Source organism: Burkholderia seminalis DSM 23518, from assembly GCF_902832885.1.
In the GTDB taxonomy this organism is placed as follows: domain Bacteria; phylum Pseudomonadota; class Gammaproteobacteria; order Burkholderiales; family Burkholderiaceae; genus Burkholderia; species Burkholderia seminalis.
Window position 1 is genome coordinate 664,129 of the sequence record NZ_CADFDK010000003.1, and the last position, 26,421, is coordinate 690,549.

The window sequence follows — 26,421 nt, forward strand, 5'->3', positions numbered from 1 at the left end:
CCGGCGGCACACCGCCGAGCCCCGATCCGCGGTCGGGACGGTCGAGCCGCCACGCGCACTCCGTGATGGCGCCACCGTCAGTGCGCGCCAGCCGTCATGCGCGTGTAGTCCGCGTTCGGCCCGGACGGCGGCGTCAGGTTGTCGGCAGCCGCCCATTGCGTCGGCGTCGCGGACAGCGTGTAGCGCATCGTCCCGCCGTTGGCGATCGTGCCGAGCGGCAGCCACGACCCGGCATAGTCCGCACCGTTGACCTTCAGCGACTGGATGTACGCGAACGACGGACGACCCGACGCGTCCATCGCGACCTGCTTGTCGCTGTCGAGCCGCAGTGTCTTGCCGTTGCCGAGCCAGACGGTGATCCCGCTGAATTGCGGCGTGGACAACGCGAGCCCGGCTTCCGACGGAATGACCGGGAACATGCCGAGCGCCGCCCACACGTACCAGCTCGACGTCGCGCCCATGTCGTCGTTGCCCGGCAGGCCGTCGCGCGCGGTCGTGAACGCCTTCGACATGATAATCGGCAGGACGTACTGCGCGCCGCTCGGCTGGCCGGCCCAGTTGTATCCCCACGGCGACTGGAACGACGGTTCGTTGCCGATGTACAGGCGGGTGGACGATTCGCCGCCGTTCAGGTCGGCGGAGCCCGGCACGGTCGAGAATGGCGTCGTGATCGCAAACAGGTTGTTCAGCCGCGCGACGGCCGCCTGCTTGCCGCCGATCGCGTTGATCAGCGCGGTCCAGTCCTGCGCGAAGGTCCAGAAGTAGTTCGGCTCGGTCGACTCATGGAACGCGCCCGGCACGAGCGTGCCCAGCGTGCCGGGCGCCGAACCGGACGGCGGTGCGTTGCGCGCGGCGATCACCTTGTTCGTGTAGTCGAAGAGGTTGCGCCACCATCCGGCTCGCGTGTACAGCGCGCCGATGTTGTCGGGCGTCACGCCGACCGACGGCGCGTTCAGCACGCTCGCCGGTAGCGCCTGCAGGAACGCGGCGGCCGAACGATCGCTCAGCACGCGCTCGATGGTCGCGGACGACGAATGGCCGTCGTCGCTTTGCGACAGGTAATGGGCGGCCAGGAAATTGGCGAGCCCCGCCGCGCTCGTGCGGTCGTTGCATGCGCTCGAAGGATCGAATACCGACTGCTTCGTCAGCCGCGCGGCCGACACCAGGTCGAAATCGGTCGCGCCGAACTTGTACGCGCCGGCAATCACGTTCAGTGCGTTGTCGCCGGCCATCGGCGTCGAGTCGTCGCTGCCGTCGACCCAGTGCGGAAAGGCGCCGCACTGCAATGCGTCGACGACGAGCGACTGCATCATGTCGCTCGATTCCTTCGGCGCGAGCATCGCCAGCAGCTGCACCTGCGACCGGTAGGTATCCCACAGCGAGAAGCCGGTGTAGTGTGCGCCTGCGCCGCCCTGTGAGCCGTCGGCGCGCCGGAACGCGTAGTCGCCGACCTTCGCCGTCGCGCGCGGCGGAATCGTGCCGGTCTGGTCGACCGATTTCGGATAGCTGCCGTCCGCGTTCCTCGGCTGACGCATGCTGCGGAATTCGCCGTTCGCGTCGCTGTAGAGCGTCGGTGTGCCGAACACGCGGTAGAGCGCGGTGTAGAACTTCGTGAGGTTGGCCTTCTGTGTCGCATCGAGCGAGGACGGATTCGCGGCCTGGTCGATCTGGATCGTGTTGAGCCGGTCGTTCCACAGGCCGGACGCGTTCGCCCGCGCGTCGTCGAACGTGAGCTTGTCACCCTCGCCTTTCAGGTTCGCCCGCGCATTCCGGAGGCTGACGGACGAGATCCCGATCTTCACGGTCACCGTCCGGTCCGCGTCGGTCAGGTCGAACTGCAGCGTCGCCGCGCCGTTGCTGGCCGTGTTCACCGACGACGTGCCGGTCTGCCTGCGCAGCGGCTTGTCGAAGGTCGCGTGGAAATACACGGGCGCATTCCAGACCGTACCGTACGGCGTGCAGAATGCCGGCGCCACGGCCTGTCCGCTCAGCGACTTGCCGTCGCTCGCGACCGCCAGCGCGACGTTGTTCGCGGTGACCTTCGTGCTGCCCGAATCGCTGTTGCCGTTCAGCTTCGCATCGATCGAGAAAAAGCCCTTGTCCTTGTTCGTGTACGTGAAACGCGCGATGCCGGCGCGCGCCGTCGCGCTCAGCTCCGTCACGATGCCGTTCGCGAGGCGCACCTTGTAGTAGCCGGGCTGGGCCGTTTCATCGGCATACCTGTACCCGATACCGATCGGCCGGCCGCCCGATGCCACCGCCGTCGCCGCATCGGTCGGCAGCATCGCGACCGCGCCCTGCCCCGGGCAGCCGACGCCGCTCAGATGCGTCACGCTGAAGAAGTCGATCGTGCCGCCCGAGCCGCCCGACGACAGATAGCCACCCGAGCCGTTGAAGTCGCGGCGCGGCGTGTTCGGCCCGAAGTTCACCATGCCGAACGGCACCATCGCGCCCGGGCTCACGTTGCCCGCATAACCCGAATCCGGGTTGACCTGCGTGCCGATGAGCGGGTTGACGAACCCGGTCAGCTGCATGTCGGTACGCTTGGGCGCGGTCGATCGACCGGGCTGCGGCTGCGGGGACGGCACCGAAGTCGCCGGCGGCACCATCGACAGCGTATCGCCGGCTGTGTTCGTGGCCGTCGAAACACCGTTCACGTCGTCGCCGCCACATGCGGCAAGCGCTGCACAGGCCAGTGCAGCGACAAGCATGAGTCGCGAATTTTTCATTTTTTTGATTAGTACCGTTGATTAAAATGATTAATCCGGCGATGGAGATCGTTGCTGTCGCAACCGTCGCGCCCTCCAGTTTCCGGGAATGCCACCCGCTTCCCGAGGGCTTACAGTGCCGCAACGACTGTTTATGCACTACAGGAAGTTTCCCGAATTTTCAGTTTGTTTAACTAAACAATCTGAAGCCAAGTGCTTCGGGCATGAATTGCCGCCATTTGTTGCATTGCGGCGGCGGCGTGAACGAGTGTGGGCGACGGACGCCCGGCGAAGCCGGGCGCCGCATGAACTCGCGGAGAAGAACGAGCGGGCATGCCGCGCGCGTCAGCGCGGCAGCGTCCTCAACGACGACGGCCCGCCCGTCAGCGCGATCCGCTTGCCCGTGTCGCGCAGCTTGCCGCCTTCGACCACATACAGCGCAAGCTGCCGTTCGATGTTGAACTGCACGATCACGTGCCGGCTGTCGGCGGTAAACGCGATGCCCTGCGCGGCTTCGCCGCCGGGCACCTCGTTCACCTTCACGGCCTGGCCGTCGCGGATCGCGAACAGCAGCACCTTGCCGTGCGCGTGGCGGCCCGGGTTGTCCGGTGTCAGGTTCGAGCCGTCCATCGCCTGCACGGCGATCCATTTGCCGTCCGGCGAGATCGCGACGCCTTCCGGCAGCGACGGCACCGTCAGGTACTGGACCGTGCGGAACGGCACGCGCGACACGTCGACCAGTGCGACCGAATCGGCGTCGCCCGCGAGCGTGCCCGTATAACCCGGCAGCCCCGCCAGCCCCACGTTGCTGACGACGGCCCAGCGATTGTCGCTCGACACGTCGATCGTGTAAGGCGCGACGCCCGTGCTCAAACGCGTGCCGCTGTCGGTCACCTTGCCGTCGTCGACGTTCAGCACCGCGACGCCCTGCTCGTCGCGCAGCGACACGAGTGCATGCTTGCCATCGTGCGTGAAGCTGATCCCGGCCAGCCGCTTCTTGCCGATCTTCAGGCTGCCGTCGAGCGTCACCTGCGTGCCGTCGATGCGCAGGATCGACACGCTGCCGTCGACATTGGCGACGAGCGCGAGCCGGCCCGAGCGGTCGATCGCGATCCCTTGCGGATGCGTGCCGAGCTCGATGCGCGTGATCGCGGGCGGTGCGGCGCCGAGATTCACGACCTGCAGGAACGTGTCGAACACGAGCTGCTTCGCGGCCGTGTCGTAGCGCGTCGGTGCGCCGACGAGCGCGAGCTTCGCGTCGGGCGTGATCGCGACGGCCTGCGGCGGCCCCTGGATGCCGTTCTCGACGTCGACCTGCAGCGCGACCTTCGGCGGGAACGTGCTCGCATCGAGCAGCGTCAGCGTGTCGGCCGGCGGAGACGGCAGATAGGTGTCGCGGCCCTCGACACGCTGGTACTTGCCGTCGTTGCCGGACACGATCCAGTCGGCGGCGTGCGCGGCAACGGCCGTCGTGGCGAAGGTCAGCGCGGCGAGCAGGCGCGCGCTGCGCAGGCGGAAGGGATTCGAATGCATGGCGGTCGGTTCTCCGGATCGGTTGCGGACGCAATGGATTGCCCGGCCCTGCTGCTCGACGGGCCGGAGCCATCGCATGATGCCCGAAAGCGCGCGAATCCGGCGTCTCGCGCGCCGGCCCGTCACGCAGCCGATCGCGCGCCCGACTCCCACCGTGCCACGTCGTCGAGCGGATACACCGGCCGCGCGAGCCGCTCGTAGCGGAACAGCCCGTAGTCCGAGCTCGTCACGCCGCGGCTGTCGCATTCGACCAGCGCGGCCGCGATCGGCACGAATACCGGCCGGCAATACATCCGCGACTTCAGCAGCAGGAAGCGGGCCCGGCGCGGATCGACGCCGACGCTCTCGAACACGCCGAGATCCCACGGCTCCTGCGTACGCTCGGTGACGACGAGCGTGGCCGCGCCGATGTCGAGCACGGCAGCCCGCCCCATGTATGCGCGCTGCCCCGTGTACGTCGGCCCCGTGATCACGTATTCGCCGTCGGTGATCGCGCGCACGACGCCCGTCGCACGGAACGGCTCGCGCCGCACGCCGCCGTGCGACGGCAGCCGGTTGCCGACCGGCACCGTGACGGTTGCGCCGACGCCCGCGTCGATCAGCGCCGCCACGGCTTCGGGGTCGCACAACGGCCCGCTGACGATGCCGTCGAGCCCCTGCGCGAGCGCGGCCTCGAGCAGGTCCATCGTGTCGCACGGGCCGCCCGACATGCAGTTGTCGCCGTGATCGAGCAACAGCACGGGGCGGTCCGCGCCGCGCGCGAGCGCCGCGGCCTGCGCGACCGAGTCGGCAAGCGGTGCGCTGCGATAGACGAATTCGTCGCGCGCGTCCCAGATCTGCCGCGCGATGCGCTCGGCAACCGCGTCGGCCGCGGCACGGTCGCCGTCGGCCACCACCACGACGCTGATGCACGGTGCGGGAATATCCGCGAGCGAAAAGCCGGGCAGCACCGATACCGCCAGCATCCCGTCGGCTTCGGCCGCACGCGCGGCCTCCACCGCGCGCCGCATCGCGCCGTCCGCGCTCGCGCTGCGCAGCGTCGACGTCATCAGCGGCGGCTGCCGCCATGCGAGCACAGGCCGCGCGCGGCCGTGAAGCCGGTCGAACAGCAACCGTGCCGCATGCTCGCCGGTCTCGTACATGTCGACGTGCGGATAGGTCTTGAAACTGACGATCACGTCCGCGTGATCGACCATCTTCTGCGTGACGTTCGCATGCAGGTCGAGCGCGACCGCGATCGGCGCATCGGGCAGCGCCGCGCGCACGCGCGCGAGCAGGTGGCCCTCGCCGTCCGCGCTCTGCTCGGCGACCATCGCACCGTGCAGGTCGAGCATCACCGCGTCGCAACCGGGCGCGGCCGCGACGATCGCATCGCAGATCGCCGCATACGCGTCGGCCGCGACCGGCCCGCTCGGGTTCGCGGCCGCCGACACGGGCGTCACGATGTCGGCGCCTTCGCGCGCGGCCGCGTCGATGAACGCGGCCATCGCGGTGCGCATCCCGCGGTTCGCACGATACGCGTCGTCGCCCCAGTCGGGGCCGTTGCGGCCGAATGCGGCGAGCGGCGTCGGCACCGGCGAGAACGTGTTGGTCTCGTGGTTCATCCGGGCGATCAGGATCTTCATCGCGCAGCGCCCTCCGCGATCCCGGCAGCGCCCAGCATCGCCTGCAGCAGCACGTTGCAGCCGGCTTCCAGATGCGCCGGATCGGCGTCCTCGATCTCGTTGTGGCTGATCCCGTCCTTGCACGGCACGAAGATCATCGCGGTCGGCGCAACACGCGCGAGATACACGGCGTCGTGGCCCGCGCCGCTGATCACGTTCATCGACGACAGCCCGAGCGCGCTCGCACCGGCGCGAACCTGCTCGACCAGCGCCGCGTCGAACGGCTGCGGCGGAAAGTACACGACCTGCTCGACGTCGATCCGCATGCCGGTTGATGCGTACAGGTCCGCGCATGTCGCACGCAGTTCCGCATCCATCGCCGCCAGCGTCGCGTCGTCGGCCGCGCGCAGGTCGACGGTCAGCGTCACCCGGCCGGGAATCACGTTGCGCGAATTCGGATGCACGTCGACCCAGCCGACCGTGCCGCGGCCGTGCGGCGGATGTGCGCGCGCGATGCCGTTCACCGCACGCACGAGATCGGCCGCCACCAGCAGCGCGTCGCGCCGCAGCTCCATCGGCGTCGGGCCCGCATGCGCTTCCATGCCGTGTACGGTCACGTCGTACCAGCGCTGTCCGAGCGCGCCCTCGACCACGCCGATCGTCGTGTCGTGCGCCTCCAGCACCGGCCCCTGCTCGATATGCGCTTCGAAATACGCGCCGACCGGATGCGCGCCGGTCGCATCGCCCGCATAGCCGATCGCGGCCAGCGCGTCGCGCACCGACACGCCATCGCGGTCGCATTGCACGAGTGCATGATCGAGCGTGAATGCGCCCGAGAACACGCCGGACCCCATCATCACCGGAACGAAACGGGAACCTTCCTCGTTGGTCCAGACGGCCACCTCGAGCGGCGCGCGCGTACGCACGCCGGCGTCATCGAGCGTACGCAGCACCTCGAGGCCGGCAAGCACGCCGTAGTTGCCGTCGAACTTGCCGCCCGTCGGCTGCGTGTCGATATGACTGCCCGTGGCCACGGGCGGCAGGTCGTCGCGTTCGCCCGCCCGCCGCGCAAAGATATTGCCGATCGCGTCGACACGCACCGTGCAGCCGATTTCCTTCGCCCACGCGACGAACAGGTCGCGTGCGTCGCGATCGAGTTCGGTGAGCGCGAGACGGCACACGCCGCCCTTGTCGGTCGCGCCGATCCGCGCGAGCCGCATCAGGCTGTCCCACAGCCGTGCGCCATCGACGCGCAAGCCGGACGCCGCGACGCCCGGAGTCAAATGCTCTACTTGCATCGTTGCCATTCCTCGCATTGAAAGGGTACGGCGTTCATGCGACGCCGACGCCCAGGTACCGGTCCTTCACGTCATGATCGGCCGCGAACGCGGCATTGCTGCCTTCGTAGACGATCACGCCCTGCTCGATCACGAAGTGGCGGTCCGCGAGCTGCGTGCACACTTCGAGGTTCTGTTCGACGAGCAGGATCGCGACGCCGGCGGCCTTGATCTGCTTCAACTGCTCGACGATCTCCTCGACGATCACCGGGGCGAGCCCCTCGACCGGCTCGTCGAGCATCAGCAGCCGCGGATGATTCATCAGCGCGCGGCCGATCGCGAGCATCTGCTGCTCGCCGCCCGACAACTGCCCGCCGCCGTTGCGGCGGCGCTCCTTCAGGCGCGGAAAGATCCGGTAGATGTCGTCGAGCTGCCACGGCGAATCGCGGCGCGCGCCGAGCCGCAGGTTTTCCTCGACCGACAGCAGCCGGAAAATGCCGCGATGCTCGGGCACGAAGCACAGGCCGCGCGCGGCGATCCGGTGCGCCGGCTGCCCGGACACCGGCCGGCCGTCGAACGTCACCGTGCCGGCGGTCGGCACGACGACGCCCGCGATCGTCTTGAGCGTCGTCGACTTGCCCGCGCCGTTGCGGCCGAGCAGCGTCACCGTCTCGCCTTCATTGACGTTCAGCGAAATACCCTGCAGCACGTGGCTCTTGCCGTAGCAGGCGTGCACGTCCTTCACGTCGAGCATCATGCGCGGCCTCCCGTGATCATGTTGCCGAGATAGGCGCTGCGCACGCGCGCGTCGCCGCGAATCGCATCGGGCTTGCCTTCGACCAGGACGCGCCCCTGCTGCATCACCGTGATCGTGTCCGAGATGTCCATCACGATGCCCATGTTGTGTTCGATCAGCACGACCGTGTAGTCGTCGCGCAGGCCGCGGATCAGTGCCTTCATGTCGTCGAGATCGTCGATCCCCATGCCCGACGTCGGCTCGTCGAGGAAGATCGCACGCGGCCGCGCCGCCAGCGCCATGCCGACCTCGAGCCTGCGCTGCTGGCCATGCGACAGCACGCCGGACGCGGTGTCGGCGAACCGCTGCAGGCCGAGCCGCTCGAGCACCTCGTCGACGATGCCGTCGTGCGCGAGCGCACCGCGCGGCGGCGTCCACGGATTCAGCGCGCGACGCGAATCGACGCCCTGCGCGGCAACCCGCAGGTTCTCGCGCACGCTCAGGTTCGGAAACAGGCTCGTCACCTGGAACGAGCGTGCAATCCCGCGCCGCACGCGCTTGTGATCGGGTTCGCGCGACACGTCGTGACCGTCGAACAGGATCGAGCCCGACGTGATCGGCAGCGTGCCCGTCAGCGTATGGAACAGCGTCGTCTTGCCTGCCCCGTTCGGGCCGATCACCGAATGCACAGTGCGCGGCATGATCCGCAGGTCGACCCCGCCCAGCGCGGTGAACTTGCCGTAGCGCTTGACGACGCCGCGCGCTTCGAGAATCGCTTCGCTCATGGCTGCTCCTTGACCGTGGCCGCAGTGCGATCGTTACGCCGCAGCGATGCGATGACGCGTTCGCCGAGCCCCCACAACCCGCGCTGCATGAACAGGCTGACCGCGATCAGCACGAGGCCGAGCAGCAGCAGCCAGCGCGGCCACAACGTCGACAGCCAGTCCGCGAACAACACGTAGAACGCCGCGCCGAGCACCGACGCGAACAGGTTGCCCGTGCCGCCGATCACCGTCATCACGAGGATCACCTCGCTCGTGTGGTAGTCGATGTTCGACAGCGGCGCGATGCCCGTCATCAATGCATGCAGCGCCCCCGCGAGGCCCGTGACCGCGCCCGAGATCACGAACGCCGCGAGCTTGAAGCGCTTCACGTCGTAGCCGGCCGCCGCCGCGCGCGCCTCGTTGTCGCGAATCGCGAGCAGCGTCCGGCCGAACACCGAGCGCGACACGCGCAGCAGCAGCCAGAACACCGCGACGAACAGCACCGCGACGAAACCGTAGTAGCGCCACGGCGAATCGAGCACGACGAGCGGATGCCCGAACGCGGACAGCGCGGGGCGCGGGATGTCGAGCAACCCGTTGTCGCCGCCCGTCACATCCGGCGTCGTATACGCGAGGAAGTAGAACAACTGTCCGAACGCGAGCGTCAGCATCACGAAATAGGTGCCGCGCTGCCGGATCGAGAACCAGCCGACCAGCGCGGCCGCGACGGCGCCGAGCACCGCGGCCGCGGCCAGCGCGGCCGTCACCGACTCGACGCCGCGCGTCAGCACCAGCCCCGCCGTGTAACTGCCGAGCCCGAAGAAGATGCCCTGCCCGAACGACAACAGTCCCGTATAGCCGAGCAGCAGGTTGCAGCCGAGCGCGGCAAGCGCGAACACCAGCACTTCGGTCGCGAGCGACCCCGAACTCAACACGAGCGGCAGCACGCACGCGGCGATCACCGCCAGCCAGCCTTCCGGCCGCTGCAGCATGCCGCGCCACGGCTGCGGGCGTTGCGACGCCGCCGCGCCCGGCGGCAGCGGTTTCGACGACTGGATCATGCGGCCCTCCCCAGCAAACCGTTCGGACGCAACAGCAGCACGGCCGCCATCGCGACATAAATCATCAACCGCGCGCCTTCCGGCCACAGCGTGCTCATCAGGCTCTGCACGATGCCGACCAGCAGCCCGCCGACCAGCGCGCCGAGAAAATTCCCCATCCCGCCGACGACGACCACGACGAACGCGACACCGAGCGCCTCGATACCCATGAACGGATCGACGCCGCGGATCGGTGCGGCTAGCACGCCGGCCAGCGCGGCCGTCGCCGCACCGAGCGCGAACACGAGGCTGAACACGCGCGTCACGTTGATGCCGAGCAGCGACACCATCTCCGTCGACTCGCTGCCCGCGCGCACCGTGCTGCCGAGCCGCGTGCCTTCGAGCACCCACCACAGCAACGCGGCGAGCACGGCCGTGAACCCGATCACGAACAGCCGGTACTTCGGGTAGACGAAGCCGCCCCAGATCACGACGCCGTTCAGCGCGTCGGGCGGCGGCACGTTGTCGCCGAGCGGCCCCCACGCGAGGATCGCGCACTCCTGCAGCACGAGCGCGAGCCCGACGGTCGCGAGGATGTGGAATTCGTGCTGCTGCGCGTACACATGGCGCAGCACGAGTTTTTCGACGCCCCACGCGAACGCGCCGACGACGAGCGGCACGATCGCGAGCGCGACCCAGAAATTCGCCGACCATTGCAGCGCCTGGTAGCAGAGATACGCACCGAGCAGGTAGAACGCGCCGTGAGCGAAATTCACGAAGCGCAGCAGGCCGAACACGATCGACAGGCCGACGGCGAGCAGGAAATACAGCATGCCCACGCCGATGCCGTTGACGATCTGCAGCAGATAGACGTTCATGGCTTCCGTGTCGGAAAGGAAGGTAACGGACGCCCGCGGCACACGAGGCGCCGCGAACGCATGCACTGCGTCACGCGAGCTTGCAGCCCGTCTTGTCGACCGGCAGGAACGACTGGCCCGAGCTGACGATGTCGGCATAGTCGTCCGCGTTCTTCATCCGGCTCTTCGGCTTGCCTTTCAGCAGGTAGTAGTTCTTCAGGACCTGGTGATCGCCCTTGCGGATTTCCTCCGGCCCCGTGAGGCCGTCGTACTTCATCCCTTCCATCGCCGCAACAACCTTCTTCGGATCGGCGCTGCCGGCCTTCACCATCGCGTCGATCAGGATCTTCGTGCAGATGTACGAACCCGCGAGGCTGTAGTTCGGGTTCGCCTTGAACGCGTCATTCGCGCGCTTCACGAGATCGCGGTTCAGCGGCGCATCGATGCCGTGCCAGTACTGCGCGCCGAAATACACGCCGTCGCAGATGTCCGGACCGAGCGCCTCGAACTGCTCGAGGCCCGATGCCCACGCAAGCAGGATCGTGCAGTTGCGCTTCATCCCGAAGCTGACGGCCTGGCGCAGCGTGTCCGACGATTGCGAGCCGAAGTTCAGGATCAGCAGCACGTCGGGCTGCGCGGCCGCCGCATTCGTCAGATAACCGCTGAACTCCTTTTCGGCGAGCGAGTGGTAGCTGTTGCCGACGTGCTCGATGCCCTTCTCCTTGAAGATCGCCTTCGCGGCCGACAGCAGGCCGTCGCCGAACACGTATTGCGGCGTGATCGTGTACCAGCGCTTCGCCTTCGGCAGCATCTGGACCAGCGGGCGCACCGTCTGCTCGATCGCGCCGAAGGTCGGCACCGACCAGCGGAAGGTCGCCGCGTTGCAATCCTTGCCGGTGATCTCGTCCGCGCCGGCCGTCGTGATGAACACGCCGCCCGCCTTCTGGACTTCCTTGCCCATCGCCAGCGATTCGGACGACAGGATGCCGCCCGCGAAGAAACGCACGCCCTTCTGCTGCGCGATCTCCTGCACGCGCCGCACGGCGGTCGCGGGCTTGCCCTCGGTGTCGAGCGACGTATAGGCGAGCGGCGCGCCGAGCACCTTGCCGTATTGCTTGACGGCCAGTTGCATGCCGAGATCGGCGTACTTGCCGTTGGCCGCGAACGGGCCGGACATCGGCACCGGGCACGCAAGCTGGATGGGCGAGCCCTGCGCGAACGCGACACGGGACGACATGCTGCCGAGCGCGCCCGGCACGGCCGACAGCGCGGCCAGTTTCAACAGTTCTCGGCGATTCAAGTTGACGCTCCTGATAAAGGGGGACACACGATGCGACCGACTGCCAAACCGTACCCACGCCCTGCAGGATGCGCGTCGCCGGTTGATCCTATTTATCATGATAAATAGAATGAACCTGATGCTAGAGTTGATCAAAATTGGTGTCAATCAGGCAAAATTCCGTACCCGCGCCGGGACCGATCGTCGACGATGACCCGGCGCGCAGTCAGACAAAGGAGTCGTGAAGATGGTCATGGACCGAGCCAGGGCGGGCCTCGCGGTCGAAATCAAGCAGCCGAAGCGGGCCGATCTCGTCGCCGAGGAGATCAAGCGGCTGATCACCGAGAAGGACCTGAAGCCCGGTGACCGCCTGCCGCGCGAGGCCGAGCTGCAGCAGCTCTATGCGGTGAGCAAGAGCACGATCCGCGAGGCGCTGAAGTCGCTCGAGGTGCAGGGGCTCATCAAGGTCACGACGGGGCCGTCGGGCGGCGGGATGGTCGTCGAGGTGCCGCTCGACCGCACGCTGCAGCTCCTGCAGAACTACCTGTTCTTCAAGGACGTGTCGATCGACGACATCTATACGGTGCGCAAGCTGCTCGAACCCGAGCTGGCCGCCGGCGCCGTACCGCACCTGACGGAGCGCGACTTCGCGGCGCTGGAAGCGAACATCGCGTGCTGCGACGGCGGCTCGGGCGTGCACGATCGCGGCCACATGCTGCGCCAGCGGCAGGAGGACACGACGTTCCACGACATCCTTGCGGCCGCGAATCCGAATCCGTTCCTGCGCTTCAGCTGCGAACTGATCAACGAGATGATCCGGCAGTTGATCGAGTTCCGGAACGATACGCCGCTCGTCGAGCACAAGCGCTTCGGCGAGGCGAACGTGTCGATTCACAAGGCGATCCTGCAGGCCGCGCGCGAGCGCGACGTCGAGCGCGTCCGCGCGCTGATGGTCGAGCACATGACCGAGGCGCCCAAGCATGTGAAGCGGATGAAGGGCAAGCTGCGCGGGCGGTTGATCCTCGATTCCGAGATTCGCCGGCGCGCCGCCGCTCCCGTTGCGGGCGCCGATGCGGCCGTGGCCGATCCCGAAGACCGCTGAGCGGCGGCACACGCGGCGTGGAATCAAGGCCGACCGCTTCGTGGCGGCCCGGGGACTGCTGCCGCACCCGCGGCGGGCGGCCACGTGCCGTTCCGATCGAACGCCACGCGAGGCGCCGCCATCGGCAGGAACCGGTTCGCCGCCCCGGTCCCCAGGGCGATCAGGGCATCATCACGCGCTGCCGTCCGTGTACCCCGTCGTCCCCTTCGTTTCCAGATACTCGACGAGGCCGAACTCCGCATACTCGCGCCCGTTGCCCGAACGCTTGTAACCGCCGAACGGCGCGGCCGGGTTCCACGCCGGATAGTTGATGTGAACGTTGCCGACCCGCAACCTCGCCGCGACGCGACGTGCGCGATCGAGATCCTTCGACTGCACGTAGGCCGCGAGCCCGTACACCGAATCGTTCGCAAGCGCGATCGCTTCTTCCTCGGTCCGGTAGGTCATGATCGACAGCACCGGCCCGAAGATTTCCTCGGTCGCGATCGTCATGTCCGGCGTGACGTTCGAGAATACCGTCGGCCGCACGTAGAAGCCGTCGCCTAACCCTTCCGGCCGGCCGGGACCACCGGCGACGAGCGTCGCGCCTTCGTCGATCCCGAGCCGGATGAAGTGCTGGATGCGGTCGAACTGCGTGCGGCTGACGACCGGCCCGATGCCTGTTTCCGTCGAACGCGGATCGCCGACGACGGTACGCTCCGCTTCGCGCCGCGCCGCCTGCTCGGCCAGCGCCAGATGATCCGCATGCACGAGCATGCGCGTCGGCGCATTGCACGACTGGCCGCTGTTGCTGAAGCAGCTGCGCGCGCCGCGCGTGACGGCATCCTCGATGTCGGCATCCGGCAGGATCAGGTTCGGGCTCTTGCTGCCGAGCTCCTGGTGCACGCGCTTCACGGTATCGGCGGCCGCCTTCGCGACCTCGACACCCGCGCGCGTCGAGCCCGTGAACGACACCATGTCGACATCCGGGTGTCGCGACAACGCATCGCCCACTTCATGCCCGTAGCCGTGCACGAGGTTGAACACGCCGGGCGGCACGCCTGCCTCGTGCAGGATTTCCGCGAACAGGATCGCGCTGAACGGCGCGACCTCGCTCGGCTTGAGCACCATCGTGCAGCCGGCGGCGAGCGCCGGTGCGACCTTGCACACGATCTGGTTGATCGGCCAGTTCCACGGCGTGATCAGCGCGCACACGCCGATCGGCTCGTGCGACACCAGCAGCGAACCGGTCTGCGTGCTGAAGCGGAACGACTGCAGCGCGCGGATCGTCTGTTCCAGGTGCGCGGTGCCGACCGCGGCCTGCGCCGCGCGCGCAAACGCGATCGGCGCGCCCATTTCCCGGCTGATCGTCCGTGCGACCTCTTCGTAGCGGCGCTGGTAGATCTCGAGCACGCGCCGCAACAGCGCGACACGCTCGTCCACCGGCCAGCGCGAATACGTGTCGAAGGCCCGTTTCGCCGCGCCGACCGCGCGATCGACGTCGGCCGCGGCGCCGATCCTGAGCTGCGCATAGGGCCGCGCGGTGGCCGGATCGATCACGTCGATCGACCGGGCGTCGGCCGGATCGAGCCACTGGCCGTCGATATAGGACTGTTGTGACGTTCGCATCGGTTGCTCCTTCTGAAATGAACGACGCCGCGCTCAGCGCGTCGCCCGGGCATAGGTGTCGGCGAGGATGTCGCGGATCTGCGCGACGAACCACACGATCTCGTCGCGCGACATCACGAGCGGCGGCGAGAACTGCACGATCGGCGTGCCTTCGTGATCGACGCCCGCACGGCACAGCAGCCCCGCGTCGAAGATCGCGGGCGCGAGCATCGTCGACACGAACGCCTGCGCGCTGATACCGGCCGCCCGGCGGCGCGCGGCCTTGTCCGTCACGAGTTCGAGCGAGTAGTGGTAGCCGTCGCCGCGCACGTCGCCGACGCACGGCAGTTCGAGCAGCCCGTCGAGCGTCTGGCGGAATACGGCTTCGTTGTCGCGGACGTTCTCGAGCACCCCTTCACGCGCCATGATCGCGAGGTTCGCGAGCGCGGCCGTGCAGGCGACCGGATGGCCGCCGTACGTCGCGCCGTGCAGGAACATCTGCTGCGGCCCGTCGAGCACCGTGTCGACCACGGCGTCGCTCGCGATCACGCCGCCGAGCGGCACGTAGCCCGACGCGATGCCTTTCGCGAACGTGATGATGTCCGGCTTCAGCCCGTAGCGCGCCGACCCGAAGTATTCGCCGAGCCGGCCGAACCCGCAGATCACCTCGTCCGCGACGAGCAGCACGCCGTGCCGGTCGCAGATGTCGCGCAGCCCGGCCGCATAGCCGGCCGGCGGCGTCAGGCTGCCGCCCGCGTTCTGCAGCGGCTCGACGACGAGCGCGGCGACGGTATCCGGCCCCTCCTGCACGATCAGCGATTCGATCTCGTCGAGCAGATGGCGTGTGAACTGCGCTTCCGTCTCGCCCGCCGGGCGGCCGTAGCGCTTCGTGTTGCTCACGTGCCGCACGCCCGACATCAACGGTTCGAAGTGCTTGCGGAAATTCGTCATCCCGTTCAGCGCGAGCGCGCCGAACGACGTGCCGTGATACGCGACGCGCCGCGCGATGAACTTGCGCCGCTGCGGTTCGCCGCGCGACTGGTGATACTGGCGCACCAGCTTGATCGCCGATTCGTTCGACTCCGAGCCGCTCGACGTGAAGAACACGCGGTTCAGGCCTTCGGGCGCGAGCGCCGCGAGCTGGTGCGCGAGCCGGATCGCCGGTTCGTGGCCATAACCCCAGTTGGTCGCGAACGGCAGCCGGACCATCTGCTCGCGGATCGCATCGCCGATCTCCGCACCGTGGCTGTAGCCGACCTGCACGCAGTACAGCCCGGCCAGCCCGTCGAAATAACGCTTGCCGTAGCGATCGACGAGCCAGCAGCCTTCGCCGCGGTCGAACACGGTGAGCGCGTTCTCGCGGTACGCATCGGCATGCGTGAAATGCATCAGCAGGTGGCGCTTGCCGAGCACCTGCAGGTCCGCACCGGGATTGACGTCAACAGCGTTCATGGGTCACTCCTCCTTCAGGGTTTCAGAACCGGCGACATGCCGCCGGTCATTCAATGCATCGACAGCGTCGGCGCCGGGCGCGTGAAGCCGCGCGTGAGCCACACGAGCTGGCAGAGGCCGAGCACGAGCCAGCCGAAGCCGACGTAGAACGTCTGGCGCGACAGTCCCGACCAGAGCCATACATTCATCGCGAAGCCGATCGCCGGCATCGCGCCGAACGTGATCCAGCCCGCGACATGACGGTGCCCGCGCTGGCCCAGGTAGCTGCGCATCACGCACAGGTTCACGACCGCGAACGCGACGAGCGCACCGAAACTGATCATCGTCGACGCGAGGTCGAGCGTGACGAACAGCGCGGACAGCGACACGACGCCGACCGCGAGCGTCGCGCGCACCGGCGTATGCAGCCGCGCATGCAGGTGGCCGAACACGCATTCGGGCAGCACGCGATCGCGGCCCATCGCGAACAGCACGCGCGTCACGCTCGCCTGCCCGGCCATCGCGCTCGCGAAGCAGCCCGCCACGTACACCGCGACGAAGAACGCCGACAGCGTGCCGCCGCCAATGCGCCGCATCAATTCGAAGCTGGCCGAATCGAGATCCTTGAACGCGTGCCAGTCGGGAAACACCACTTGCCCGGCATACGCGATCAGCATGAACAGCAGGCCGCTCGCCAGCGTGCAGAGCAGGATCGCGCGCGGCACCGTGCGCCGCGGCTCGCGCGTCTCTTCCGACAGCGTGGTGACCGCATCGAAACCGAGAAACGACAGGCACAGGATCGCGGCGCCCGCGAAGATCGCGCGCGCGTCGCCCGACGACGGCAACGCGACGGTCATCGACAGCCCTTCGCCGGCCGCGACGCGCGCCGATGCGACGACGAAGATCGCGATGAACACGAACTGGCTCGCGATCAGGATCAGGTTCACGCGGTTGACGAGCCGGATCCCGACGATATTCAGCCCGGTGACCAGCGCGATGCTGCCGACGATCCATACGCTGGCCGGCACGCCGGGGAAAATCTGCTTCATGTAGATGCCGATCGCGAGGTAGCTGATCATCGGGATGAACAGGTAGTCCATCAGCAACGCCCAGCCGACCATGAAGCCGGCCGAGGTGCCGAAGTTGCGGCTCGCGAACGTGTACGCGGAACCGGCGCTCGGCATCAGCCGCGCCATGTGGCCGTAGCTGCGCGCGGTGAACAGCATCGCGACCAGCGTGACCGCATAGGCGGCCGTCAGATGCCCGTTCGTCTCGCTCGTGACGAGGCCGTAGGTCGTGAACACCGTCATCGGCAGCATGTACGCGAGGCCGAAGATCACCAGCGTCGAGAGGCCGAGCAGACGCGGCGTGCGGCGCTCGTCCGGGTCGCCTCGATGCGCGCTCGCGCCGACGTCGTGCGTCGCGGCGGCCGATACGGTTCGGCCTGGCCTGTCGTTGTCCATGCTGTCCTCACGTGGGTGGGTGGCGTTCATGACTTCAACTCTCGATCGCCCGGCGCCGACGGCGGCGCGCGATCGGAAGAAAGTGTGGTGCGCCAAAAAATCCCGGACGAATGAGAAATACGGACGTAATCGGGGGATATTTCAGGACACAGCGTCACGCATCGCATCGTCCGGCCATGCATGCTGCTGTGCCGCACTGGCATTTTTCGGACATTCCGGCTATGTTCCGTGCACGCCCGTCACCGTATCGGCACCATGGACAGCCGCTCCCAACGCAACCAGAGCCGGGCCGAGCGCAGCCTGCGCACATCGCTCGGCCTCGCCCGCCCGGCCGGACGCCAGGAAGATATTCCGGCCACCGTTCACGCGATCGCGGTCGCGCTGGACGAGTGCCGCGTGCGGCACATCGACGGCGCCGCGCTGCTCGAAGGCACGGGGCTCGGCGCGGACGAGGTCGCGTCGCCGAACCTGCACGTGAATCGCGGCCAGGAGCAGCGCTGCTTCCGCAACCTGCTGCGCTGCAGCGGCGTACCGTCGATCGGGCTGTCGATCGGCGCGCGGCTGCACGTGTCGACGCTCGGTCTCGCCGGCTACGCGATGCTGATCAGCGGCTCCGTGACGCAGGCGTTCCGCTGCATGGGCCAGTTCCCGCTGTTCATGGGGCTGTATTTCGACGTGCGCGTCGACGCGCACGCCGGCGGCATGAGCGTGACCATCAGCCGCTACAACGGCGAACCCGATCTCGAGGTATTCCAGGTCGACATGTGCCTGTCGAGCCTGCGGCTGATCGTGTCCGATCTCGTCGGCAAGCCGGTATGGCCGGAACAGTTGCAGCTCGCGCGCCGCACGCCGCGCAATGCAGCCGACTACGCACGCCACTTCGGCTGCCCGGTCGCGTTCAATGCGGCCGACAACCGTCTCGTGTTCACGTCGGTGAACGGCACGGAAACGCCGCGTCTCGCGAACGAAGTCAGCTTCAATGCGCTGCACGGCCAGTGCGAGGTGCTCGAACGGCAGTGGGCCGCGTCGGTCGGCACGCGCTTCGCCGATCGGGCGAAGGAGCTGATGGCGCGCGACCTCGTGCGTTTCAAGTCGATGACGGCGCTCGCGAATGCGCTGCACCTGACGGAGCGCACGCTGCGCCGGCGGCTCGACAAGGACGGCATCACGTTCCAGTCGCTGCTCGATGAAGTCCGTCACGACGAAGCCGTGCGGATGCTCGACGACCACACGCTGACGGTCGCGGAGATCGCCGAACGGCTCGGCTACAGCGAGCCGCGCAGCTTCCGACACGCGTACCGGCGCTGGACCGGCAAGACGCCGCGCGCGGACGCCGGTATCGACATGTAACGTCGATCGCGCATGCCGATTCCGAACGGCGCCCCCGCCTGTTGGTTTGGAATTCGAATCATTTCCACGAAAGCCGCCGGCGGCGTCCGTCTCGACGCCGCCGCACGACCGCGTGCCGTGCCCAAGCTGGACGCGCTCATTCGATTGCTCTATACTCGCTCCAACTTCATCACAAAACGCATGATCTCGTGCGCAACGTGATGTCATTTCGCACTTTGTTGCGCATGCATCCGTTTCGCCACGTCAAAGGGGCCACCGGCCCCAGCGGTCGGCGCCAAGCCGCCCGCATCCATGCCGTCTTCGCAGGACGGTGCCCTGCTCGAACGCGCCTTGCCGTTACGGCGCCGCCGGGCTGAACCTGACAATCAGACGAACGCAACATCGCGTTCACCCGACCGCCAGCCGCACTTCGGTGCAGCCGGCAGCACTGTTTCCGTCAGTTCAATCGCGGCCATGCCGGGATCACGAACTTCCATCGCGACGCCATCCGGCGTCATCGCGGCGCGTGCCTGCGCGCGTGCCGCATCGGGATCGAGGAGGGGTATCTTCATGACTCGACGCACTGTCCAGCTGGTGGGCAGCCTGGTAGCCATCATCGCGGTCGGATGGGCGCTGGCGCGCGGCATCGGCGCCGACACGTTCCGCCAGCGCGCGGACGATCTCGCGTACTACGCGGGCCAGCACATGCTGCTGGTCGTCTACTCGATGACGCTCGCGATCGTCGTCGGCGTACCGGCCGGCGTGCTGCTGAGCCGGCCGCGGTTTCAGCACCGGGCCGAGCGCTTCATGCAGGTCTTCAACATCGGCAACACGGTCCCGTCGCTCGCGGTGCTGGCCATCGCGCTCGGCATCTTCGGCATCGGCGACGTACCTGCGATCATCGCGCTATTCCTCGCATCGCTGCTGCCCATCACGCGCAATGCCTATGAAGGCATGAAGAACGTGCCGGCCGCGCTGCGCGAAGCGGCCAAGGGCATCGGCATGACGGGCTGGCAATCGCTCGCCCGCGTCGAACTGCCCCATGCGGTGCCGATCATCGTCGGCGGCGTGCGCACCGCGCTCGCGATCAACGTCGGCACGGCGCCGCTCGCGTACCTGATCGGCGCGGACAGCCTCGGCTCGTTGATCTTCCCCGGCATCTATCTCGACAACCAGCCGCTGCTGCTGCTCGGCGCGTCGCTCACCGCGATCCTCGCGCTCGTGCTGGACGGCATCGTCGCAACCGGCAGCCGCCGCTGGCTCGCGCGCCACGGAGGTGCCGCATGATGCGCCCGCTTCGATCGATCGCCCGCCTGTGCGCCGCCCTGGCCGTGTGCATGGCAGCCGGCACACCGGCATTCGCCGCCAGGCTCGTGCTCGGCGCGAAGAACTTCACCGAGCAATACGTCCTCGCGGAAATCACGTCGCAATACCTGCGCTCGCGCGGCTACGACGTGGACGTCCGCGCGGGGCTCGGCAGCACGCTCACGCGCAGCGCGCTGGAAAACGGCCAGTTCGACCTGATGTGGGATTACACGGGCACCGCCGCGCTCGTCTACAACAAGATCCAGGACAAGCTCTCGCCCGAGGAGATGTACCGGCGGGTCAAGGCGCTCGACGTACCGCGCGGGCTCGTGTGGCTCGACGCGTCGCCGCTCAACGACACCTACGCGATCGGCCTGCCGAGCCAGCTCGCGCAGGCCACCGGCATCCGCACCGTGTCGCAGCTCGCCGAGCACCTGAAGACCGATCCGGCCGCGAAGCACTACGTGTTCGGCATGGATGCGGAATTCGCGAACCGTCCGGACGGCCTGAAGCCGCTGCTCGCCGCGTACGGCATGCAGTTCAGCCGCGCGCAGTTGAAGCAGATGGATCCGGGGCTCGTCTACACGGCGCTGCACAACAACCAGCTGAAGATCGGCCTCGTCTACACGACCGACGGCCGCGTGAAGGGCTTCGGCATCGTGCCGCTCGAGGACGACAGGCATTTCTTCCCGCCGTACAACGCGACGCCCGTGGTGCGCAAGGACACGCTCGAGCGCAATCCGGGACTCGCGACGCAGCTCAACGCGCTGTCCGCCGCGCTCGACAACGACGCGATGCAGGCCATGGCCAAGGCCGTCGACCTCGACGGCAAATCGCCGCGTGACGTCGCCGACGCGTTCCTGCGCACGCATCCGCTACCTTGAAGGAGACCCGATGAGCGTATTCGACTATCTCGCTTCGAGCTGGCCCGAGCTGTTGCAGCTCACGCTGCAACACATGTGGCTCGTCGCGATCGCCGTGGGCTGCGCGATCGTCGCGGGCGTACCGCTCGGCATCCTCATCAATCGCCACGAATGGCTCGCCGGGCCGCTGCTCGGCATCGCCACGATCGTGCTCACGCTGCCGTCCATCGCGCTATTCGGCCTGATGATCCCGTTCTTCTCGCGCTTCGGCCAGGGCATCGGCGCCGCGCCCGCGATCACGGCCGTGTTCCTGTATTCGCTGCTGCCGATCATGCGCAACACCTACCTCGCGCTGCGCAACGTGGATGCGGGCATCAAGGAAGCCGGCACCGGCATCGGCATGACCGCGTGGCAGCGCCTGCGTCTCGTCGAGCTGCCGCTGGCGGTGCCCGTGATTCTCGCGGGCGTGCGCACCGCGGTCGTGATGAACATCGGCGTGATGACGATCGCCGCCGTGGTGGGCGCGGGCGGGCTCGGCACGCTGATCCTGCGCGCCATCGGACAGAGCAGCATGATGAAACTACTGGTGGGCGCGGTGCTCGTGAGCCTGCTCGCGATCGTCGCCGACCGGCTGCTGCAGAGGCTGCAGCGGGCATTGACACCGAAGGGAGTGCAGAAGACATGATCGAACTCGACCAACTGACCAAGACCTTCACGCGCAAGGACGGCCAGACCGTACGCGCGGTCGACTCCGTGAGCCTGTCGGTGCCCGAGGGGGAAATCTGCGTGTTCCTCGGCCCGTCGGGCTGCGGCAAGACGACCACGCTCAAGATGATCAACCGGCTGATCGCCGCGACATCGGGTCGCGTGCTCATCAACGGTGAAGATACGGCGCGGCTCGACGAAGTCGACCTGCGGCGCCACATCGGCTACGTGATCCAGCAGATTGGGCTGTTCCCGAACATGACGATCGAAGAGAACATCACCGTCGTGCCGCGCCTGCTCGGCTGGGACAAGAAGCGCTGCGCCGAACGCGCACGCGAGCTGATGTCGATGGTCGCGCTCGATCCGAAGCTGTACCTGAAACGCTATCCGCGCGAGCTGTCGGGCGGGCAGCAGCAGCGTATCGGCGTGATTCGCGCGCTGGCCGCCGATCCGCCCGTGCTGCTGATGGACGAACCGTTCGGCGCGGTCGATCCGATCAATCGCGAGTCGATCCAGAACGAGTTCTTCCAGATGCAGCGGCAACTGAACAAGACCGTGATCATGGTGAGCCACGATATCGACGAAGCGATCAAGCTGGGTGACCGCATCGCGGTGTTCCGGCGCGGCCAGCTCGTTCAGTACGATCACCCCGACACGCTGCTCGCACGCCCGCGCGACGAATTCGTCGCGCAGTTCGTCGGCCAGGACAGCACGCTCAAGCGCCTGCTGCTCGTGAAGGCCGGCGACGCGGCCACGCAACCCGACACCGCGCGCGTCGATACGCCGCTCGCGCACGCACTCGCGGTGATGGACGAAGCCGACTGCCGCTACCTGACCGTGCTCGACGACGCGGGCCGCGCGCTCGGCTACGTGACGCGCCGCGCGGCGCGCGGCGACGGCGGCACATGCGGCGAACGCGTGACGCCGTTCCCGGCCGGTGTCTCGGCCGACGACAACCTGCGCATCGTGCTGTCGAAGATGTACCAGTACAGCGTGTCGTGGATGCCCGTGCTCGACCCGGACGGCGTGTGGCTCGGCGAGGTCACGCAGGACTCGATCGCCGCGTACCTGAGTTCGGGCCGATCGCGCCGGCAAACGGGGCAGCCGCCGGGCAGCCCGGTCGATCGGGTTGAGGCGGCCGCGCCGCATTGATGCATCGTCCTCGTCACGCCGGTGCGCGATCGGCGTGACGCCGTTCTTGACCAACACACCGTGGGCGACGAGCGCAATCGATCCCGCCGCACCCCGGCTTCCTGTCACTGTCTTCCGTTGAATCCTGCCTGGCGGATTCCAGTGGCTTGATCCTGCGTTCCGCGCTCGCGCGACAAACGCGCAGCGAAAAATCCGGCCCCGGCAATCAAGCGCGAATCGCACGGAATCGACTCGCGTAAAATGCCCGCAACCATCCATCCGAGCGGGCTGCCCTTCCATTCCACTCGCATCGGCATAACACCCATACCAACGAGAGCCGTGGCATCCGCCGACGTCGCCGCCCCGATCGGGTCGACCGCGACCGCGACGATCGTCGACCGGCGAAGCATCGATGAGCAAACCGATCCTGTACCTTCTCGCCGGCAACGGCAGCGCGGCCGACTGGTGGGACGATGCGCTGCCCCACTTCCGGCGCTACCGGCCGGTGCCGCTGGAACTGCCGGGCTTCGGCGATCATCCCGCGCCGCCGTGCGAGGATCTCGCCGCGTACGCGCAGGCGCTGCTGGACGCCACCGAACCGGGCCACGCGATCATGGCGGTCGGCGTGAACGCGCTGCTGGTGCTGCACGCGTTGCAACGGCGCCCCGGCCACTTCGGCCGCAGCGTGCTGCTCGCGCCCGTCGGCGCATTCCTGTGGGAACGTCGGCTGCCGAAACTGATGGCGCCGAAACCGCTGCGCAAGACGATCCACTGGCTGCTCGCGCACCATCCGACGCTGTTCGCCCGCCAGTTCTCGAACCAGACCTGGACGCCCGCGCAATATCGCCGCATGGGCGCCGGCTACGCGCGCTGCCGCGCGTTCCTGCCGCACTGGGATCTCGTGCGCGCCGATACCGCGCTGCCGCTGCTCGAGTGGGTCACCGACCGCATCGAGCTCGTATGGGGCGACCAGGATGCCGTGCTCGGCGTGCGCCAGGCCGCCGCGTGGTCGGCGATCCTCGCGCGCGCCGACCTCACCGTCACGCTGCAGCGCGGCTGGGGACACTATCCGTGGATCGATGCGCCGGCCGCGTTCGCGCAGTGGCTCGAAGCCGGCGACACGGGTTTCGTCGCGCACACGAAGGGCGGACGTCTGGCACTCGCCGTGATGGCCGGCCTGCCGGTGCCGCCCGCCTTGTCGCTGACCCGCGCCGACGATCCGCGCCTGCCCGCCTTTCTCGCGAGCCAGCCCGGCGCCGAGTGGGCGGTCCGCTCGTCGAGCCACGGCGAGGACCAGGCCGACGCAGCCAACGCCGGCCTGCACACGACGTTCCTGCGCGTGCCGGCATCGGATGCCGCCGCACGCGTGGCTGAACTGCTCGACGGCGGCCTCGAGGAAGCGGTCGTGCAGCGCTTCGTCGCGCCCGTGCTGTCCGGCATCGCGTTCGTGCGCCATCTGTCGGTGGAAGTCGAATGGGTGGAAGGCCACCTCGAATCGCTCGCCGACGGACAGGCAAGCCCGCGGCGCGCGATCCTGTCGCGGCTCGGCGAGCCGTGGCGGCGCGGCACGTTCGCGGCCGCGCACGGCCTGACTTCGCAACGGCTGTGGGCGTTCCTGCAACGCGTGCTGCGCGCGTTCCACTACGTACCCGGCGATGTCGAATGGGCATGGGACGGCACGCAGCTGTGGCTCCTGCAATATCGCCCGATCAGCAGCTACGGCTGGCACCGGCACCTGACCTCGGCCAACATCGCCGAGATCCTGCCGCCGCAGCCGAGCCGGCTCGTCGAATATGCGCAACGGCGCGCGGCCGGCAGCATCCCGGCCATCATGGCGCGCTGGGATGCGCGCGTGCTGCGCGACAACGAGCCGTTCACCGCGCTGTACGGCGGCGCGTCGTACATCAACAACGACCTGTTCCTCGCGCGTCTCGCGGACTGGGGCGTGTCCGCCGCGAACTACAGCGGCGAGATCGGCGGCGCGACGCCGCCGCTGCGCTGGCGTCCGCTGCGCCTGCTGCGCGCACTGCCGGTGTTCTGGCGCATGCTGCGCGTCGCGCGCGGGCACCTGCCGACGCTCGCGCGCGGCTTGCAGCGCTTCGACCGGGAACTCGCGACGCTCGTCGAACGGCGCGCGGACGGCCAGCAACTGGCCGACTGGTTCACGCGCTTCTACGTATTCGTCGTGCAGGGCAACCTGTGCATCGCGTCATCGCTCGCCAGCAGCGGCGGCACACTGTGGGGACGTCCGCCGACCGCCTATGGCCAGCTCGACGACAGCCCGCACCGCTTGCCGTGGGAAACCGATCCGGGCACCGCGCGGCCCGCGGCCGCCGACCTGCCGCTGCAGCCCTTCCCCGCCTGGCCGCTGCCGGTCCGCGTGCTGCACGCGCTCGGCGCGCCCGGCATGCGCGGCTGGTATCTGCAGGTACGCGAGTGGTATCGCGACAACCTGATGCGCGTGTTCTTCCGCCTGCATCACGCGATGCCGGCCGCCGACCGCGACACCTGGTTCGCGCCGCATCCCGAACGCCGCGACCGCAACGGCAGCTTCTGGCAGGACGGCGGCGAAGGCACCGACGAGGCAGCCGGCTTCATGATCTATCCGGGACACGCGCAGGGCGTGCTCGGTCGAGACATCCTGCTCGAAGACGCGCTCGACCCGGGCCGGCACGCGCAGTACCAGGCCGCCCGCGCGGTGATCGCGCGCATGGGCGGCCGGCTGTCGCACGGCGCAACGCTGCTGCGCGAACTGCGCAAGCCGTCGGCCGTGCTGCCGCGCGTCGATGCGGCGTGGATCGGACGCGAAGTGCGGCTCAGCGACGGCCGGCTGACGCTGGCCGACTGAGCGGCCGGCGGCGTGTTGAAGGGGGTACCCCGGATCGCTACACTGGTCCGGCGAATCCCGGAGACCTCACATGAAAGAAACGCTTGCCGGACTGTCGGCGGACCTCGAGCGGCTGCTCAAGCTGCGCAGCATCCCGTTCGGGATGAAGCTGTTCGAACGGCGCGAGGACATGGAAGCCGTCCCGCGCATTCGCCGCCCGAAGGCGATTCACTCGCTGGACCAGATCGTCGGGCAGACGGCGCGGCTCGGCTTCACGGTCGGCATCACGGCCGACGACCTCGTCGGCGCGCAGTGCCGGTCGGTCGTCGGGCTCGGTCACGCGAAGGACGCGGAGTGGGCATCCGGCCAGCAGATGGCCGGCGTCTGGTACGCGACGCAGGAAGATTCGCGCGCGCACCAGGCCGCGATGCACTGCGTGGCCGACGGCCAGTACGAAGCGCTCGTCGTGTCGCCGCTCGCGGCCGGCCGCATCGTGCCCGACATCGCGCTGTTCTACGCGACGCCGGGCGCGATGATGTACTTCATCAACGGGCTGCAATGGTCCGGATACAAGCGCTTCGACTGGAGCGTGGTCGGCGAATCGGCATGCGCGGATTCGTGGGGCCGCGCGCTGTCGACCGGGCAGCCGAGCCTGTCGATTCCGTGCTACGCGGAACGCCGCTACGGCGGCGTGCTCGACGACGAGATGCTGATGGCGCTGGCGCCCGACGCGCTGGAACAGGCCGTTGCCGGAATGGAGGCGCTGTCGCGCAACGGGCTGCGCTATCCGTTCGCGCAGTACGGCATCCAGCAGGACGTGCGCGCGGGCATGGAAGTCAGTTACCCGAAAGCGACGTGACTTGACGCGTCGCCGCTGCGG

Annotated in this window: 21 protein-coding genes; 8 read left to right on the forward strand and 13 right to left on the reverse strand. The window is 68.2% G+C overall.

The genetic code is table 11. From position 1 onward, the window contains the following. Positions 1-77: 77 nt before the first annotated feature. From HWX00_RS13550 to HWX00_RS13590, 9 genes are all read right to left on the reverse strand, one after another. Positions 78-2,729, reverse strand: a complete 2,652-nt coding sequence (locus tag HWX00_RS13550) for a GH92 family glycosyl hydrolase (RefSeq protein ID WP_226193800.1) — start codon at positions 2,727-2,729, stop codon at positions 78-80. A 324-nt stretch (positions 2,730-3,053) separates the two neighbouring features. Next, complete coding sequence (locus HWX00_RS13555; protein ID WP_124608682.1) at positions 3,054-4,241, reverse strand: beta-propeller fold lactonase family protein; 1,188 nt, start codon at positions 4,239-4,241, stop codon at positions 3,054-3,056. A gap of 122 nt (positions 4,242-4,363) precedes the next feature. Beyond that, entirely contained in the window at positions 4,364-5,866 is a 1,503-nt protein-coding gene (locus HWX00_RS13560; RefSeq protein ID WP_124608681.1) for a M81 family metallopeptidase, read from the reverse strand. Further along, positions 5,863-7,143, reverse strand: a complete 1,281-nt coding sequence (locus HWX00_RS13565) for a Zn-dependent hydrolase (protein WP_034192036.1) — start codon at positions 7,141-7,143, stop codon at positions 5,863-5,865. The genes HWX00_RS13560 and HWX00_RS13565 overlap by 4 nt, the downstream gene beginning before the upstream one ends. Positions 7,144-7,177: 34 nt before the next feature. After that, a complete protein-coding gene (locus tag HWX00_RS13570) occupies positions 7,178-7,879 on the reverse strand; it encodes an ABC transporter ATP-binding protein (RefSeq protein ID WP_059562383.1) in 702 nt (233 codons plus the stop codon). Then, a complete protein-coding gene (locus HWX00_RS13575) occupies positions 7,876-8,643 on the reverse strand; it encodes an ABC transporter ATP-binding protein (protein ID WP_124608679.1) in 768 nt (255 codons plus the stop codon). Before HWX00_RS13575 ends, HWX00_RS13570 begins: the two co-directional genes overlap by 4 nt. Continuing rightward, positions 8,640-9,683, reverse strand: a complete 1,044-nt coding sequence (locus HWX00_RS13580) for a branched-chain amino acid ABC transporter permease (protein WP_059562380.1) — start codon at positions 9,681-9,683, stop codon at positions 8,640-8,642. Before HWX00_RS13580 ends, HWX00_RS13575 begins: the two co-directional genes overlap by 4 nt. After that, a complete protein-coding gene (locus tag HWX00_RS13585; protein WP_034191922.1) occupies positions 9,680-10,540 on the reverse strand; it encodes a branched-chain amino acid ABC transporter permease in 861 nt (286 codons plus the stop codon). Before HWX00_RS13585 ends, HWX00_RS13580 begins: the two co-directional genes overlap by 4 nt. Before the next feature lie 70 nt (positions 10,541-10,610). Next, positions 10,611-11,819 (reverse strand): ABC transporter substrate-binding protein, encoded by a 1,209-nt coding sequence (locus HWX00_RS13590; protein ID WP_034191923.1) that lies wholly within the window; start codon positions 11,817-11,819, stop codon positions 10,611-10,613. Between the two features lie 226 nt (positions 11,820-12,045). Between HWX00_RS13590 and HWX00_RS13595 the strand changes: the two genes are divergently transcribed. Beyond that, a complete protein-coding gene (locus HWX00_RS13595) occupies positions 12,046-12,900 on the forward strand; it encodes a FadR/GntR family transcriptional regulator (RefSeq protein WP_034192037.1) in 855 nt (284 codons plus the stop codon). Positions 12,901-13,071: 171 nt separating this feature from the next. Here the strand turns inward: HWX00_RS13595 and HWX00_RS13600 are convergent, their stop codons facing one another. From HWX00_RS13600 to HWX00_RS13610, 3 genes are read right to left on the reverse strand one after another with little or no spacing between them, the layout of a single operon-like run. Beyond that, the gene (locus HWX00_RS13600) at positions 13,072-14,508 is read right to left on the reverse strand and encodes an aldehyde dehydrogenase family protein (protein ID WP_175026849.1); all 1,437 of its coding nucleotides are present in this window, start codon (positions 14,506-14,508) and stop codon (positions 13,072-13,074) included. A gap of 33 nt (positions 14,509-14,541) precedes the next feature. Next, positions 14,542-15,939 carry an aspartate aminotransferase family protein gene (locus HWX00_RS13605; protein WP_175026850.1) on the reverse strand — a complete coding sequence of 466 codons (1,398 nt, stop codon included), beginning with the start codon at positions 15,937-15,939 and terminating at the stop codon, positions 14,542-14,544. A 50-nt stretch (positions 15,940-15,989) separates the two neighbouring features. Then, positions 15,990-17,381: an APC family permease gene (locus HWX00_RS13610; protein ID WP_049036710.1), complete on the reverse strand. Its 1,392-nt coding sequence runs from the start codon at positions 17,379-17,381 to the stop codon at positions 15,990-15,992. A 255-nt stretch (positions 17,382-17,636) separates the two neighbouring features. Here HWX00_RS13610 and HWX00_RS13615 point away from each other — a divergent pair, with 255 nt between their 5' ends. Next, positions 17,637-18,731: an AraC family transcriptional regulator gene (locus HWX00_RS13615; protein WP_049036713.1), complete on the forward strand. Its 1,095-nt coding sequence runs from the start codon at positions 17,637-17,639 to the stop codon at positions 18,729-18,731. A 365-nt stretch (positions 18,732-19,096) separates the two neighbouring features. Here the strand turns inward: HWX00_RS13615 and HWX00_RS13620 are convergent, their stop codons facing one another. Continuing rightward, the gene (locus HWX00_RS13620; RefSeq protein ID WP_034191928.1) at positions 19,097-19,282 is read right to left on the reverse strand and encodes a hypothetical protein; all 186 of its coding nucleotides are present in this window, start codon (positions 19,280-19,282) and stop codon (positions 19,097-19,099) included. Between HWX00_RS13620 and HWX00_RS13625 the strand changes: the two genes are divergently transcribed. From HWX00_RS13625 to HWX00_RS13650, 6 genes are all read left to right on the forward strand, one after another. Further along, positions 19,281-19,997, forward strand: coding sequence for an ABC transporter permease (locus HWX00_RS13625; protein ID WP_034191929.1), 717 nt, complete (start codon positions 19,281-19,283; stop codon positions 19,995-19,997). The two genes, HWX00_RS13620 and HWX00_RS13625, sit on opposite strands and share 2 nt — an antisense overlap. Continuing rightward, positions 19,994-20,899: a glycine betaine ABC transporter substrate-binding protein gene (locus tag HWX00_RS13630; RefSeq protein ID WP_175026851.1), complete on the forward strand. Its 906-nt coding sequence runs from the start codon at positions 19,994-19,996 to the stop codon at positions 20,897-20,899. The genes HWX00_RS13625 and HWX00_RS13630 overlap by 4 nt, the downstream gene beginning before the upstream one ends. A gap of 10 nt (positions 20,900-20,909) precedes the next feature. Continuing rightward, the gene (locus HWX00_RS13635) at positions 20,910-21,563 is read left to right on the forward strand and encodes an ABC transporter permease (RefSeq protein ID WP_049036718.1); all 654 of its coding nucleotides are present in this window, start codon (positions 20,910-20,912) and stop codon (positions 21,561-21,563) included. Next, positions 21,560-22,735 (forward strand): osmoprotectant ABC transporter ATP-binding protein OsmV, encoded by a 1,176-nt coding sequence (locus HWX00_RS13640; RefSeq protein WP_049036719.1) that lies wholly within the window; start codon positions 21,560-21,562, stop codon positions 22,733-22,735. The genes HWX00_RS13635 and HWX00_RS13640 overlap by 4 nt, the downstream gene beginning before the upstream one ends. 391 nt (positions 22,736-23,126) lie before the next feature. Next, positions 23,127-25,562: a PEP-utilizing enzyme gene (locus tag HWX00_RS13645; RefSeq protein ID WP_175026852.1), complete on the forward strand. Its 2,436-nt coding sequence runs from the start codon at positions 23,127-23,129 to the stop codon at positions 25,560-25,562. Between the two features lie 70 nt (positions 25,563-25,632). After that, a complete protein-coding gene (locus HWX00_RS13650; RefSeq protein ID WP_059562358.1) occupies positions 25,633-26,400 on the forward strand; it encodes a DUF169 domain-containing protein in 768 nt (255 codons plus the stop codon). Positions 26,401-26,421 lie beyond the last annotated feature (21 nt).